General features: G+C 42.2%; 10 protein-coding genes and 5 tRNA genes. 8 read left to right on the forward strand and 7 right to left on the reverse strand.

Annotated elements, in window-relative coordinates:
- Positions 1-58: 58 nt before the first annotated feature.
- The 3 genes from POV27_RS15300 to POV27_RS15310 all read right to left on the reverse strand — a co-directional run bounded on the left by POV27_RS15300 (position 59) and on the right by POV27_RS15310 (position 2,241).
- Positions 59-442, reverse strand: coding sequence for a cupredoxin domain-containing protein (locus tag POV27_RS15300; RefSeq protein ID WP_272863665.1), 384 nt, complete (start codon positions 440-442; stop codon positions 59-61).
- Between the two features lie 34 nt (positions 443-476).
- A complete protein-coding gene (locus POV27_RS15305) occupies positions 477-1,025 on the reverse strand; it encodes a carboxymuconolactone decarboxylase family protein (RefSeq protein WP_272863666.1) in 549 nt (182 codons plus the stop codon).
- Between the two features lie 379 nt (positions 1,026-1,404).
- Positions 1,405-2,241, reverse strand: coding sequence for a helix-turn-helix domain-containing protein (locus POV27_RS15310; protein WP_272863667.1), 837 nt, complete (start codon positions 2,239-2,241; stop codon positions 1,405-1,407).
- Between the two features lie 763 nt (positions 2,242-3,004).
- Between POV27_RS15310 and POV27_RS15315 the strand changes: the two genes are divergently transcribed.
- The 8 genes from POV27_RS15315 to POV27_RS15350 all read left to right on the forward strand — a co-directional run bounded on the left by POV27_RS15315 (position 3,005) and on the right by POV27_RS15350 (position 8,166).
- Positions 3,005-3,547 (forward strand): tetratricopeptide repeat protein, encoded by a 543-nt coding sequence (locus tag POV27_RS15315; RefSeq protein WP_272863668.1) that lies wholly within the window; start codon positions 3,005-3,007, stop codon positions 3,545-3,547.
- Between the two features lie 90 nt (positions 3,548-3,637).
- Positions 3,638-3,710 (forward strand) — tRNA-Asp (locus POV27_RS15320).
- Between the two features lie 210 nt (positions 3,711-3,920).
- Positions 3,921-3,994: transfer RNA gene (locus POV27_RS15325), tRNA-Lys, on the forward strand.
- Positions 3,995-3,999: 5 nt separating this feature from the next.
- A tRNA-Arg gene (locus POV27_RS15330) sits at positions 4,000-4,071 on the forward strand.
- 5 nt (positions 4,072-4,076) lie between these two features.
- Positions 4,077-4,149 (forward strand) — tRNA-Phe (locus POV27_RS15335).
- A 163-nt stretch (positions 4,150-4,312) separates the two neighbouring features.
- Positions 4,313-4,395, forward strand: a tRNA-Leu gene (locus POV27_RS15340).
- Positions 4,396-4,862: 467 nt separating this feature from the next.
- Positions 4,863-5,966, forward strand: a complete 1,104-nt coding sequence (locus tag POV27_RS15345) for a slipin family protein (protein WP_272863669.1) — start codon at positions 4,863-4,865, stop codon at positions 5,964-5,966.
- A 265-nt stretch (positions 5,967-6,231) separates the two neighbouring features.
- Complete coding sequence (locus POV27_RS15350; protein ID WP_272863670.1) at positions 6,232-8,166, forward strand: tetratricopeptide repeat protein; 1,935 nt, start codon at positions 6,232-6,234, stop codon at positions 8,164-8,166.
- On the opposite strand, the gene POV27_RS15355 is transcribed toward POV27_RS15350, so the two are convergent.
- The 4 genes from POV27_RS15355 to POV27_RS15370 all read right to left on the reverse strand — a co-directional run bounded on the left by POV27_RS15355 (position 8,167) and on the right by POV27_RS15370 (position 14,354).
- Entirely contained in the window at positions 8,167-9,069 is a 903-nt protein-coding gene (locus tag POV27_RS15355) for a histone deacetylase family protein (RefSeq protein WP_272863671.1), read from the reverse strand.
- A gap of 3 nt (positions 9,070-9,072) precedes the next feature.
- Positions 9,073-11,142: a methionine--tRNA ligase gene (metG, locus tag POV27_RS15360; RefSeq protein WP_419179950.1), complete on the reverse strand. Its 2,070-nt coding sequence runs from the start codon at positions 11,140-11,142 to the stop codon at positions 9,073-9,075.
- Between the two features lie 110 nt (positions 11,143-11,252).
- Entirely contained in the window at positions 11,253-12,875 is a 1,623-nt protein-coding gene (locus POV27_RS15365; protein WP_272863672.1) for a DUF1501 domain-containing protein, read from the reverse strand.
- A 9-nt stretch (positions 12,876-12,884) separates the two neighbouring features.
- Complete coding sequence (locus POV27_RS15370) at positions 12,885-14,354, reverse strand: DUF1800 domain-containing protein (protein ID WP_272863673.1); 1,470 nt, start codon at positions 14,352-14,354, stop codon at positions 12,885-12,887.
- Positions 14,355-14,578: the final 224 nt, after the last annotated feature.

Here is a 14,578-nt window from a genome sequence, read left to right on the forward strand (position 1 = left end):
CTGCCAAAAACAAAAAACCCCAGCCTAGGCCGGGGTCTCAACAATCACAATCCTCTATTTACTTCACCGTCAATGTATATTGCGGTGTCTTATTCAATGGGCAGAAGTATGTATAAGTCCCTTTTGCTAGGGTTACTTCATTGGAGGTTTGGATTTCTCCTTCTTTTACTACTTGGGTAACATAAGCTTCCTTAATGTGGTTCTCTGGTTTGGAAGCATCTTTACCTTGAGGTACCAATACGAAACCTACATCCGTTCCAGCCTGTTTGTTCGCAATTTCGAACACATAGGTCCCGGCACTAAGCGTGATCCCTTTTTGGGTAAACTCACCTGGAGTCTGCTCCAAGGAAACGGTTTTTACTTCTTTAGACATTTTGTCCTGAGCAAAGGTGGTGGCGCTAAAAGCGAATACCAATACTACTAATGCAATTACTTTTTTCATCTTTAATCGTTTTTATATTTGGTTTTGTTTCAATTTATTCTGCTGCTACTTCCAAAGGTTGCGCTACTGGGAAATCGATAGGGATTTGAGTCGTACTATGGATGTAGTTAGAAATCGTTTTCTCACCTACCTGTACAATAGTGTCGATCAAGCCTCCTTTAGAGTATCCCGCATTTAGGAAATTATCTACTACGTTTTGATCCGCACGACCACGGTTTTCAGTAATGTTCTGGGCTAATTTTGCCAAGGCATCCAATTTGGTGTCGAAAGAAGCCTGTCCAGTTCTCAATTCCAAGATTTGCTCGTCGGTGAACCCGTTCATTTTTCCAATGGCGGTGTGGGCACTTAGACAGTATAGACAATCATTTACCTCGCTAACGACTAGGTTTACCACTTCGCGTTCCTTAGCGTTCAATGAAGTCTTGGCTCCCGCAAAGTTGAGGTAGTTTTCCAAAGCGGTATCACTGTGTGCGTAGGTCGCATATAAATTAGGTACAAACCCTAGCTTAGATTGAAGGTTATCGAATATCGCTTGATTGTTTTCACTTACTTGATCTCTTGTTGGTACATTAAATGTGCTCATTTTTATTTTGATTTTAGTTCGGTCTGCTGCGACCGATGGTATTAAACATTAAAATTTATCTGGTACAAAGATCCCCCGGGAAGGGGATGGAAACCATAGAGGTTTTTCCCGAAGGATTGTCAATTATTCCTTTGTTGGAATAAAAGGCTTTTCGGCATCACAATAATAATCGTGCAAGGACTTGTGTTCACAATGGGTTTTGGGTAACAGTCTATCGAATGCCTTTCTTTTTCCGTTTCTAAATATTTCTATTAGATTAAATAGGGATTTATGTGATGTAATCATCTTTTGTAGGTGTTTAAAATTAACACTACAAAGATGCAGCGGCAGGGAAGGTTATGGAATGCAGGTATTTCCCGAGTAGATGTCGAAATTTCCCTTAAACGAGTTCTGCTTCTTTTTTGAACTGTGAAGGAGATACTCCCGTTTGTTTTTTGAAAAGTCGACTTAGATGCGAAGCATCGTCGAAACCTACCTCGTAGGCAATTTCCTTAGCAGATTTGTCGGTGTAGCGGAGTAGGCGTTTGGCTTCTAGGATAATCCTATCGTGAATAATCTTCAACGGGCTTTTGTCCAACTTTCCGAAAGAATTGGAGAGTGTTTTGGGAGATTTGTGCAATTGTTCCGCATAAAAACTCACACTGTGTTCCTTTTTAAAGTGGGCTTCAACCAAAATATTGAACTGTCGGAGCAATTCAATTTTGCTTTTGAATAATTTCTGGGCGGTGCCGTTACGTTTCAAGAGTCGGGTGGTCTTAATAATAAAACGTGCCATGAGCATACGGAGCATTTCCGCCTGAATGGTATCGGTTGTTTCCAGCTCATCCAAAAATACCTGATGCAACAGCTCGTATTTTTCCTTATCCTCTTCGGTTAATGGGATGATGGGAATGTGTTCGTTCCCGAAAAACAACAACCCAATACAGCTTACTTCTTTATCATGGTCTTTAATGCAATAAAACTCACGGTTAAACTGAAACACTTTCAGATTCCTTCCTTCTACATATTGTAGATGTTGTATAGGGGTAAGCGAAAGGATATTGTAAGGAGGCACCGTAGTAGGGATGCCATCTATGGAAAAGGTAGCACTTTCGTCTTGGGTCATAATAAAGGAAAAATGTCCCAATTCCTTGGATAAGTCGTATGCCTGAAGCAAGGATTCGTCTCCCAAGTTAAGGAAGGCGCCTGTGGAAAATTCGGTAAACCGTTTTTGCATAGGAAATGGGTCGGATTCTATGGCTAAACTTACACCGTGGGGAAATCTATTTGTAAATTTAAATACTAACGCGCATATTTGCACTGCAAATGAACAGAATAGTACATAACGAACCGATGAGCCAGGAGTATCTGGCGAAATTCCGTTTATCTGGAGATATCTGGACACGGAACAGGGCGTTATGTATGCATTTTTTGAAGTAGAAATCACTTAAAAACAATATATGTTACAGAGCGTCCAAGAAATTGGGCGCTTTTTTTATGAATTTTTTTGAATGAGAATAGACGTGTTGTAAATACATAAAGGGAAGACTCATTGAACGGTAAAAAATTGATCGTAAGTCAATTAGAAAAAATGAGCATAATCCGATAATCTCGGACAGGGAAGTCTATGTCTTAAAACAAATATAACTAATTGAAAATCAATTAAATAAATCCAAAATTTTATTTGGAAATTAAAAAATTCGTTTCATCTTTGCACCGCATTTGAAACAAAAGTCAAATGGAAAAGACACATAGTAATTATAAATTGAATGCCATGATAGTAAAAGGCTTTACACATCCCTTTAGTGGGCGCGATTTTGAGCTAGGAAAATGGCTTCGCGGTTTTAGATAGAACTTAAAATACTTCTATGAGAAAATCCGAAGCAGTACAAACCGTTTCGGATTTTTTTATGTCCATTTAGGACGTCCCGATCTCCGTTACGGTTCAGAAAAAGACTTCAGAAGTGATCTTCTGAAACGAGTTAAAAAATGAAAACGTAATGGAAACAAATACACATAACATCTATTTGTTCAAGGCATTCGATGCCTATTCTTACAGTCTTGAGGAAACTATGGAAGCATTGAATTATGCGCTTTCGTACGATCCTGAAAATACCGAGGCCTTGTACCTCATGGCACAGGTGTATGCTTTCCAGTTAAAAGATTATGAAACGGCGAAGGCATATTTCGAGAAGCTAATGGGAATCGATGTAAAAATGCCGAAGATCTACCCTAATTATATCTGGGTACTGATGCGGAACGAGGATTACCCACAGGCACAGCGACTTTTGGAGTTCGCCTTAACGGTAAAGGGAACCGATAAACCACTGTTGCGCCTATTGCAGGGACAGCTTCTGGAAAGCCAGAATGTATTGAAGGCTTCTTTGGCCGCATTCGAAATGGCTAAGGACGAAGGAGGGAATTCCGATTTCATCAACTATGTAAAAGGTGAAATTGAACGCGTAAAGGATAAGCGTTCCTCCCGGAAAGAGAAAAAGAAGAACAAAAAGAAGAAAAAGAGCTCTTCAAAGAAAAAGAAATAATGGAGGGCTTCGGGAAAGCGTCGGTGGGAGGGACTGGCGTAGGTTGCGAACGACCTGGCAGGAGTTACATCCTGCCTTTCCCAGGCATAAAGTATCGTAGCTCAAAGGCTAGAGCACCCGGTTGTCTCCCGGGCGGGTATGGGTTCGAGTCCCATCGGTACTGCGAAGGCCCCTTTAGCATAAAGGGAAGTGCTGTGGTAAAAGACTTTACTCGTAACCACGGAGTGACTGGATAATGTCGTTGGCGATACGCTTGCCAATGAATAGAGTTTGCAGAAGCACCGAAATCGACAGGATCGAAAGTAGGGAAGCGCATTTGGAGCCGGTCTGCCCAATAAAGGGAGTATCAGTTCGAATCTGATAAGGGGCACATTGAGGTATAGCTTAACTGGCTAAAGCACCGGACTTTTAATCCGGGTTATTAGGGTTCGACTCCCTATACCTCAACAAATAGGTCTATGGTGCAATGGATAGCATGCTTGGCTTCGAACCAAGAGATACGGGTTCAAATCCTGTTAGACCTACAAAAGGAACAGTAGCAAAGTAGGTCTATGCGTCGGATTGAAGCTCCGAAGATACAGGTTCGATACCTGTCTGTTCCACACCAAGCAGGTCTTGTTGTGTGTTTCGGTATAGCACCATTGCATGACCCCTTGCCTAGAGGTATGATCGGGTGATGTTCAACTTGACTTGGAGGTTTAGCTGTGACCAAATCATAGCTGCAAATCGTTATGTGGGTTCGATTCCCACTCCCGTAGTTACGGGATGGCAGAATGGAAATGCACCAGACTCAAAATCTGTTAACGATGCATAGGTGTCGCCGGTTCGAATCCGGTCAATAACGTCCAATGGTTATTGTAGCTCAGTTGGTTAGAGCACTAGCACTACGCTTTTACGTAGATTGTGATCGTAGGATCACCACAAAGGAAGAAGGCTCACTTGTAAAAAAGGGCCAGCCTTGCCAGGCTAAAAGTGGCAAAAGCAAATGTGGGATCTGTCGGTGTTGGATTTCAAAAAATGAAAGCACAAGTCCCAAATGTTCTTTGAACCATGATTTGTTGTGCTATACGAAACAACGGCTTTTTCTAAGATCCCTTGAGTGGCAAGCAATAATACTTTAGTGTTGTTAATTCCCATTCAAGCTCCGGAAAAACCTGTTGTAGGCTATAGAACAAGGATTGCGGTTCCGTCCATAAGGGATGATAGGCTCCAGTTTGCTTTAAAAGAAGGAAAAATGATGGTATTCCCGTTACGAATACGATCGATCTATATATGTGTAACCGTTTGCCCTTGGGCGAACATAAAATTGAGAACCATGAGAAAAGTTCGAATTAATGCTGGACAAGCAGGTTTGGTCTTCAAAAGAGGAGATTACAAACGCGTATTGACCGAAGGAGTACATTGGTTGAGTTTCGGGGAATCCGTAATTAAATACAACCTTGCCGTTCCTTTCGCCAATAGTACGGTCGCGCTAGAGGTTTTAATGCGTGATGAGGCATTGGTGAACATGTGGCACGTGATCGACGTATTGGATAATGAGTTGGTGATCGTGTTCAAAAACGGAAAGTATAACCAAACCCTTACCGCGGGGCGCTATGTCTTCTGGAAAGGATTGGTAGATTATACCTTTACCCGTGCAGATTTGAATAAGATCTACATTACCGAGAAGATCGATAAGGCTTTGTTTACCAAATACGAATTGGCCAAGCACGTCCGTATTTTTGAAGTAGCCGCATACGAAAAAGCGGTCCTTTTGGTAGACGATGAGTACGTTAAGACCCTAACGGGGGGTACGTACCGATTCTGGAGAAATGATACTTCCATTAAAATTGCCAAGGTAGACTTGCGTCAATTGCAATTGGAGGTCGCTGGACAGGAATTGTTGACCAAGGACAAAGCTGCCATCCGTATTAACTTTTACGCGCAGTACAAGGTAGCGGATATTGAAAAGGCGGTTCTTAAAAACAAGGATTACGAGAAGCAATTGTATGTAATCATGCAGTTGGCATTGCGTAGTTTCGTGGGAACCTACACCTTGGATGAATTGTTGGAAAACAAGGAGGCCATTGCGAAAGCTGTGTTTGAGGACACAAAAACAGCCGCAACCAAATTGGGGGTAACCTTGTCTAACTGCGGTATCCGTGATGTGATCTTGACAGGTGAAATGAAGGAAATCATGAACCGTGTATTGGTGGCGCAAAAACAAGCGCAGGCCAATGTCATTACACGTCGGGAAGAGACAGCTTCTACACGTAGCTTGTTAAACACAGCGAAGTTGATGGAAGACAATGAAATGCTTTACAAATTGAAGGAGATGGAGTACGTTGAAAAGATCGCCGAAAAGATCGGTGAGATTACCCTTAACGGAAATGGCGGTATGGTAAAGCAGTTGAAGGAGATATTTGCCAATAGTAAATAAAGACCGAAAGGCGCTATCCTAGGATAGCGCCTTTTTTAATAAAAAACCGCCAAAAGTCGTTTTGACTTTTAGCGGTCTATTTCATAGCAATTAATAAAGTAGGTAGGTTGTAGGTTAAGTGTACTATAAAAAATCTATCTACTAATCAACGGTGTAAAAGTAGCCCATATTATGGCATTTATGGGGTCTTATGAGAAAAATATGATATAATTTGAGGCTGTTTTATGAGATTACGGGTTACTTTTGAGTGATTTTATTAGAAGTTATGAGAAAATCGATTTTCAGCTTACTATGTTGCCTCAGTGTTTTTTTAGGGGTGTCTCAAGAACAGGATAGTCTTGAGATCGCTCAAAATAAAAGGAACCTGCAAGTTCAACTCAATAATAATGAAGTTTCCGATAACGACAAGGTAGATGTACTTCATGATTTGGGAGAATTGTACTACGGCGAAGAGAATGATAGTGCCTACTATTACCTAAAAAGTGCATTGAGTCTTTCCAAACTTAGGAACGACAGTTTACGCATTGCAGATTCCTATGTGAAGTTAAGTCTTGTAGGAATTTATATAGACGATTACGATACCGCTCTTGCTTATATCGATAGTACCTTTATCTACGCACATAAAACAGATCCCAGGTATTTCGGAAGTGTGGGGTGGGCCTATAGTATCGAGGGAATCGTGTACAACAATTATGAGAAAATGGATTTGGCCTTAGAGAACATTTTATTGGCCAATAGTTTTTTGGAAAAGGCGGAAAAGGATGAGGAAACCCAAGAATATCTCATAGAGAATTATAACGACCTTTCTATAGTATACTTTAATATTGGATCCTATGAAACGGCTTCTAAATATGCGCATACCGCTTTAGAAAAAGCCAAGGAAGCCGATAGTGATTATTATGAAGCTCAAAACCACGATATGCTTGGGCTTATTTACAATGCACAAAAGGAATATGAATTGGCAGAGAAGCATTTGGACAGCGCCAATATGCATTATGAAAGTGTAGGTAATGATGAGGGTAAAATGAGTACTGCCAGTAACCGTGGTTTTCTGTACCGCAGTCGGGGCATGTATCAAAGAGCTAAAGAAGAATATAAAAAGTCACTGGAGCTTAGCAAGAAAGTAGAGGATGTGTTTTCGCGTGTTACGGCCTACACCGATTTGGTAGATGTACATAACTCTACCTTAGAATTAGAGAAGTCAAAGGCGTATCTAGATTCCGCCAAGATGTATATTTCAGAATGGGTCATCCCCAATTACGAAACCAACCTGGCGCTTCTGGAATCCAAGATTTTGGAAAAGGAGAATAATATCTCTGGAGGAATAGACATTCTAATGGAAGCTTTGAAGGGAGAAGAACTGAAAACCTTCAAACAATCCGAATTGGATGTATACGAAGAATTGGCCCGTCTTTTCAAAAAGCGAGGGGATTATGAAAATGGATTGCGCTATTTCGAAAAATTCAATGCGCTAAAAGACACCCTTCAACAAAAAATTCAGAATGATCGACTCAATGTACTTAGGGTAGAGCAGAACTATAATCAGGTAGTGGCCGAATTGGAAAATACAGAAACACGTTTGCAACTGGCCAATATCGAAAAAAGGGGGTTCAAAACCCGTCAGTACTTTATTATCGGTATTGCGATCATGTTAATTCTCTTCGCTGTATTCCTCTTCTTTAGGGAGCGTAAATTGAATACCACCCGTCGTGCCGCACTCAAGTCGAAACAGGAAGTATTGAAGTTGAAGAAGGCAGCCCTTGATACTGAAATGCGATTCAAGAACAAACAGATTACGGAGTTTGCCATTCACATTTCAGAAAAGAACGAATTGTTGGAAAAAATCAAATCGAAATTACGGGGTATTAAGGTGACCAATGAGACCTACCGGGAAATGGTGAATGATGCCCTTCATTTCATCAATAGTGATATTGAACAGAATAAGGAAAAAGTACAGTTGTATCAGCACATCGATGAAACCACAGACTCTTTCGGGGCTAAAATTGAACAGCTTTACCCCAACCTTTCTTCCAAAGAAAAGAAGGTAGCCATCATGCTTCGATTGGGGCAAACCTCCAAGCAAATTGGAGTACAATTGAACATTAGCCCAGCCAGTGTGGACAACTACCGTTACAACCTGAGAAAGAAAATGGAGATTCCCAAGGGGCAATCGCTTAAAGGCTTTATTCAGAATCTGTAATTAGAAATAGATTTCCTGTGCCATCCGGAAGGTATTGGCATGGGCTTCAATTATAATTTTGATGTCGGGTGAATAACCGCCTCCCATACTTACCTGTACGGGAATTCCAAGGTCTTTGCAGGTTTGTAATACGAATCGATCCCGTTCCTTGCAACCTTCTAGCGTACATCCCAACCTACCCAATTTATCGGTAGCCAAAATATCCACACCACTTAAGTAGAAAATGAAGTCAGGTTTTTCGGTTTCAATAAGCTCGGGGAGTATTTCCTTGATTTTAGAAAGGTATTGCTCATCTTCTGTACCGTCATCCAAGCCTATATCCAAATCGCTTACTTCTTTTTTGAAGGGGTAATTCTTACCGCCATGCATGGAAAAAGTAAAGACGTCTGGATCGTTTTGAAAAATTTCTGCAGTCCCATTGCCCTGATGCACATCCAAATCGACCATTAGGATCTTCTTAGCCTTTCCCTTGGCTAAAAGGTACTTCGCCCCAACCGCCTGATCGTTAAACAGGCAGAAGGCTTCACCTCGATCCGTATAGGCATGATGGGTGCCTCCAGCAATGTTCATAGCGATCCCATGTTGTAAGGCATATTTACATCCTTCAATCGTTCCTTGGGTAATACACTCTTCCCGCTCCACCAATTTTGTAGACAGGGGAAACCCAATTTTTCGAATGGCCTTTTTGTCCAAGGTTAGATTTCGAAGGGAGGCAACGTATTCGGAAGTGTGAACGGCAAATACATGTTCGTCATTCAAGGGTCCCGGAACGAAGAAATTCTCCTCGCTGCACGTGCCTTCCAGCAATAGTTGTTGGTGCAAGAGTTCGTATTTGGACATGGGGAACCGATGCCCTAACGGAAGGTTATGTTTAAAAATAGGATGGTACGCTATCTTGAGCACGATCTAATTAATGGTCGCCCCATTATCCACTCCGTCCGTATCTGGATTTACAAAGACGAGCTTACCTTCTGGAGTTTCGGTCATTAAGATCATACCTTGACTTTCCACCCCCCGTAAAGGTCTTGGTGCCAAATTAACGAGTACGGTAACTTTTTTACCGATAATTTCTTCCGCAGAAAAACTTTCGGCAATTCCAGAGACAATGGTGCGAACGTCAATACCCGTATCCACTTTCAATACCATCAACTTCTTGGTCTTTGGCATTTTTTCGGCCTCAAGAATGGTCCCTACGCGCATGTCCAATTTGGTAAAATCATCAAATTGAATGGTATCCTTTTGAGGAACTACTTCTTTGGCTTCTGCTTCATTAGCCGCTTTACTCGCTTCTAGTTTGTCCAATTGTGTCTGAATTTGTTTGTCTTCAATTTTGCTGAAAAGTAATTCACTTTTCCCAATACGATGCCTGGAAGGCAACAATGGCTCTTCTTGTGAAACACTTTGCCAATTAATGCTACCGTCTACTTCCGAATGTTGTAGAATGCGTTTCAATTTATCTGAAGTATGCGGCAAAAAGGGTTCGCTCAATACTGCAAGGGCACTGGCAATCTGAAGGGCTACATACATTACCGTTTTGGTACGCTCCTCGTCAGTTTTTATGGTTTTCCAAGGCTCTTCGTCTGCCAAATATTTGTTCCCTAAGCGTGCTACATTCATTAGCTCTTGTTGTGCTTCGCGAAAACGATAGCGTTCTAAAGAACTCGAAATGACAGCGGGATATGCTTTTAATTCTTGCAAGGTATTTTCGTCCACTTCGGTAAGGGTACCTGGTTGTGGAATTTCGCCTTCGTAGTACTTATGCGTTAGCACAGCAACCCGATTCACAAAGTTCCCGAAGATAGCAACCAATTCACTATTGTTACGCTGCTGAAAGTCGGACCAAGTAAAATCGTTGTCCTTGGTTTCGGGGGCATTGGCGGTAAGTACATACCTCAGCACATCTTGTTGTCCGGGAAAATCTTCTAAATATTCATGCAACCAAACTGCCCAGTTCCTGCTCGTAGAGATTTTATTACTTTCCAAATTCAGGAACTCATTGGCAGGTACATTTTCCGGTAAAATATAGCTTCCCTCACCTTTCAGCATACTAGGGAAAATGATACAGTGGAATACGATGTTATCCTTCCCAATGAAGTGCAATAACTTGGTGTCTTCATCCTTCCAATAGGGTTCCCAATCTTTTCCTTCGCGTTCGGCCCATTCCTTGGTGGCCGAAATGTAGCCTATGGGAGCATCGAACCACACATAAAGAACCTTACCTTCTGCTCCGTCTACTGGAACGGGAATTCCCCAATCCAGATCACGGGTTACCGCTCTGGGTTGCAATCCATCGTTAATCCAAGACTTGCACTGTCCATAGACATTGGTTTTCCAGTCTTTTTCATGGCCTTTCAGGATCCAGTCGCTCAACCAATCTTGATATTCGTTTAAGGGTAAGAACCAGTGTTTTGTTTCTTTCTTAATGGGCTTGCTACCAGAAATAGCACTTTTTGGGTTGATGAGATCTACTGCATTATGGGAAGTACCACAGTTTTCACATTGGTCCCCATAACTTTCTTCATAACCACATTTGGGACAAGTCCCGATGACAAAACGATCGGCCAAAAATTGCCCTGCTTCTTCGTCATACAATTGCTCGGTTACCTCTTCAATAAACTTCCCGTCATCATAGAGCTTCTTAAAAAATTCTGAAGCCGTATCATGATGAACCTTTGCCGAAGTCCTGGAGTAGTTATCGAACGAAATCCCGAAGTCCTGAAACGATTTTTTAATGATCTCATGATACTTGTCTACCACCTGTTGAGGGGTAATTCCCTCTTTCTTCGCCTTAAGGGTAATAGGCACGCCATGCTCATCACTTCCACAAACAAAGGCAACATCCTTGCCCTGCAATCGCTGGTAGCGTGCATAAATATCGGAAGGCACATACACTCCGGCCAAATGACCAATGTGCACGGGGCCATTGGTATAGGGCAATGCGGCGGTAATGGTATATCGTTTCGGGTCTTGGCTCATCGTTCCATTTTTGAAAAAGCAAAAGTAAGGATTTTATCGCTCAGGGAGGCCATTGTAAAAAGAAAAGCTCCCTATTTCAGGGAGCTTCTTTGCGTTTATTTTAATCGGAATTATTGAATCAGGATCGACTTGCTATAACTCTGTCCGCCTGTCTTAATCCTGTAGATGTATTGTCCGAAATTCAATCGGGTATTAACACTGGATTTCACATCGATTTTATGGCGTCCGGCAAATAGCATTTCATTTTTAAGTCGCGCGATTTCTTTTCCGGTAATATCGAACAATCGAATATCCACATGTGCCGTAACGGGCATTTGCAGTTCGATGAATGTGCTGTTATTGTCGTAGGTAGGGCGATGTACCATGCGGGTCACATTGCTGAAATCGTTCACCCCTAGAATATCACAATTGAAACCAAGGTCCAGATTTTCATACGTCTGGCCCAAAAGGATGAGGTCCAAAATGGAAGGGTCTAAACAGAACCAATTGGTAAGCACGCTGGTGTATACATCCCTAAAGTCGGTAGAAGGGATGAGGTTATCGTCTTGATCCCACGTACTTAAATCGGGATGCTGATTAATGAACCCATTGCCTTCTAAAGCAGGACCGAACAACATTACGGGCGAAGCCGCTCCGTGATCCGTTCCGTTACTTCCGTTTTCGTAGGGACGACGACCAAATTCTGAAATGGTCATGCCCAATACCTTATCATCCAATCCAACAGCAGCCAAGTCCTGAAAGAAAAGATTCATGGAATTGGAAAGGTCCTGTAATAGGGTCTGATGTTCCTCTAACTGATTGGCGTGCGTATCGAAACCATTCAGCGTTACCATGTATACCTTGGTTCCCAAATTCCCTTTGATCATTCGGGCCACAATGGCCAACTGATTGGCCAAATCTTCGTCTTCATAAGTCACATCATTACTGGATGCCATATAGGCTTGGTTAATGATGTCTGCATAAAAGAAAGTGGTGTTTGTGGTAGCTCTCATAAAGAGTAACTTATCCCCATACACACAATCTGGGATATCTAAAACATCGTGAACCGTGCCATTTTCGGCAATATTGGCTAACTGATCTGGATTTGCTACCGTAAAGGCATAATTGGTTTCACTTCCTTCAAAAATGAGGTTCCCAATACTTCCAATCTGCATGGCCGGAGGAATTTCGGGAGGATTTACGATATAATCGGGATATAAATCTTCGAAATAGCGCCCCCACCAACCGGTAGGTTCAAAATTTACCTCATCGGTCGAAGCCCATATATCGGAACTTCGGAAGTGGGATAGGTTTTGGTCTGGATAGCCTACTCCGTGAACCACTTTCATTTTTCCGTCCCCCCACATGGATTCCAGGGAATTCATGTAATTGGGAATTCCGAAATCGGCATTCAACATAATCAAATCATTTTGCTCATGTCGAATGGTAGGCCTTAGGTTCGCATACACATCGTAATCGTATACGGGAACAATCGTATTGAGACCATCGTTACCTCCTTTTAGCCGAACGATAACAAGGATTCGGTCATTTTCATTTTCGGCAAGGGCCACGGAAAGCGGGGAAGGTTTGGCCGCGGAAACATTGGAGGTTCCCAATACCATACTACCAGCACCAGCAAGTCCGAGGGCTTGTATGAAGGTACGACGGTTCCACTTGCTGTGTTCTTGGTCGTGAATAAACTTTTCTTCGGCTACCGAAGTTTTCTTTTTGGGTATATCGTGAGAATTACACATAATCGTAGGCTATTTAAGTTGAAATTCGGGCATTTGGGCAATGTGCACCAATAACAAGAAGCATTGATAGGGCGCTGTGGACCAACTAAGGTTCCAAGTGCCATCGTCGTAGTAGTTCTGCGGGATATCCCATTTAAATATATCGGTAGCAACCACGTAGTCGCTTTGGGTATAAAGTTCTTTGGGTACGAAATGATCTACCATTACCTGGGTAATGAACTCGGGATCGTTGCTATCGTTGGAAAGGTTTCGTGCCAAGTCTACCAGCGTAAATTCGTATCCCGAATTGTATAGATAGAACAAGTAGAACTCCATAAGTTGCCAACGTCCCCCTAAAGTGGAGCCATTGATCCAGGCTTCGTCCCTTTGCCATCCGGACACATCGGGTGGATCGTACATTTCCTGTCCCATGATTCCCGCATAGTATATAAAGGCTTCCATGATTTCATCGTCATAGAAAAAAGAAGTGTCATTTACGTAACTGAAAATGACGTCGATAGGGCTTTTAATCACCACACCCACTGCTCTGTCATCGAAAAAGTGCTCGCTTTTAAAGAGCAGCTTAAGCATAGGCACCAACTCGAAGTTATTGTTGATCAATTCTTGGGCCAGTGGCTGAATAATTTCCAACTCTATAACCTCATCGACCGAAGGACTTACAAAATACTTGTAGAGCTTGGTACAGATGAAAGTCGCAATTTCCGTTGGTCGTTGCTCGAAAAGGATGTTTATGAGATCGTCGTAGCCCCAGTTTCCGGTTTGCCCGAAAAAGGTCTTTTCGCCATCATCGAACGTACTGGAATCGAAATAAATATCGGCCCCAATTTCGTCCCAATGATTGTATCCCGTAAGTGCACGGGAAGCGGCTAGGATATCGTCTTGGGTGTATCCTATTCCTTCGCCCATAGTAAATAGCTCGAAAAGTTCTCGAGCGTAGTTTTCGTTGGGATTAAAATTGGTGTTTTCGAAACCATTTAGATACAGTAGCATATTGTTATCTACACCTACTGCACGCACAAATTCCTTGAAATTCCCCAAAGCATGTGTTTGCATGAGGTTGTAGTATTGAAACATGTACGGAGCATAGAAAATGGTTTCCAGCTCGGTGACGAAGTGGCTCATCCAAAATAAAACGAGCCTTCCACGAAGATCTTCAGAAATGATATGATTACCAGAGGCGATTCGCCATTCGTGTATGTATTGTTCGTTTTCGGTATCGAAATCGGCAAAATCACTTACCGCCCAATTGCTCCAAATGGGAGCAAGTGCAGGAGGAAGGTTAAATGCGGTATCGACCAGATTATCGATAAATTCGTCAGGGGCAAGGGCAAGGGCATCATCTACGCGCGTAGTTGAGGCGCCATATCCCAGCCTTCTGAAGACGTGTTTAACTTTTGCAGTACTCCACGGATTCCCGCCATCGGGAATATAAGGTGCAAGTGTAGATGTATTGCAAGAGGGATTCGTAGCAATTTCCATAGGCATTTTTTTTGGGGTATAGCGGTTAAATATACTGAATCGTAGCTTTTTATCGCATATATGACTCTTTTTTAACGAAAAGGTTTAATCTTCCGTATGGAATTGAATGTAATTATTTAGTTTTCAGGTTATTCTAAGAGCTATTGTTTGAAGCCTTGAGGATGTTCACATGTAAAACAATACAACCACGACGCTCCATGGAGCGTCGTGGTTGTATTGTTGAG

This window comes from Aureisphaera galaxeae (genome assembly GCF_028561275.1).
In the GTDB taxonomy this organism is placed as follows: Bacteria; Bacteroidota; Bacteroidia; order Flavobacteriales; family Flavobacteriaceae; genus Aureisphaera; species Aureisphaera galaxeae.

What these genes read in the sequence shown, in the direction of transcription:
- POV27_RS15315 (WP_272863668.1), top strand. Translation starts at nt 3,005, where the DNA reads ATGGAAACAAATACACATAACATCTATTTGTTCAAGGCATTCGATGCC.
- POV27_RS15365 (WP_272863672.1), bottom strand. Translation starts at nt 12,875, where the DNA reads ATGTGTAATTCTCACGATATACCCAAAAAGAAAACTTCGGTAGCCGAA.
- POV27_RS15370 (WP_272863673.1), bottom strand. Translation starts at nt 14,354, where the DNA reads ATGGAAATTGCTACGAATCCCTCTTGCAATACATCTACACTTGCACCT.
- POV27_RS15300 (WP_272863665.1), bottom strand. Translation starts at nt 442, where the DNA reads ATGAAAAAAGTAATTGCATTAGTAGTATTGGTATTCGCTTTTAGCGCC.
- POV27_RS15345 (WP_272863669.1), top strand. Translation starts at nt 4,863, where the DNA reads ATGAGAAAAGTTCGAATTAATGCTGGACAAGCAGGTTTGGTCTTCAAA.
- POV27_RS15350 (WP_272863670.1), top strand. Translation starts at nt 6,232, where the DNA reads ATGAGAAAATCGATTTTCAGCTTACTATGTTGCCTCAGTGTTTTTTTA.
- metG (WP_419179950.1), bottom strand. Translation starts at nt 11,142, where the DNA reads ATGAGCCAAGACCCGAAACGATATACCATTACCGCCGCATTGCCCTAT.
- POV27_RS15310 (WP_272863667.1), bottom strand. Translation starts at nt 2,241, where the DNA reads ATGCAAAAACGGTTTACCGAATTTTCCACAGGCGCCTTCCTTAACTTG.
- POV27_RS15305 (WP_272863666.1), bottom strand. Translation starts at nt 1,025, where the DNA reads ATGAGCACATTTAATGTACCAACAAGAGATCAAGTAAGTGAAAACAAT.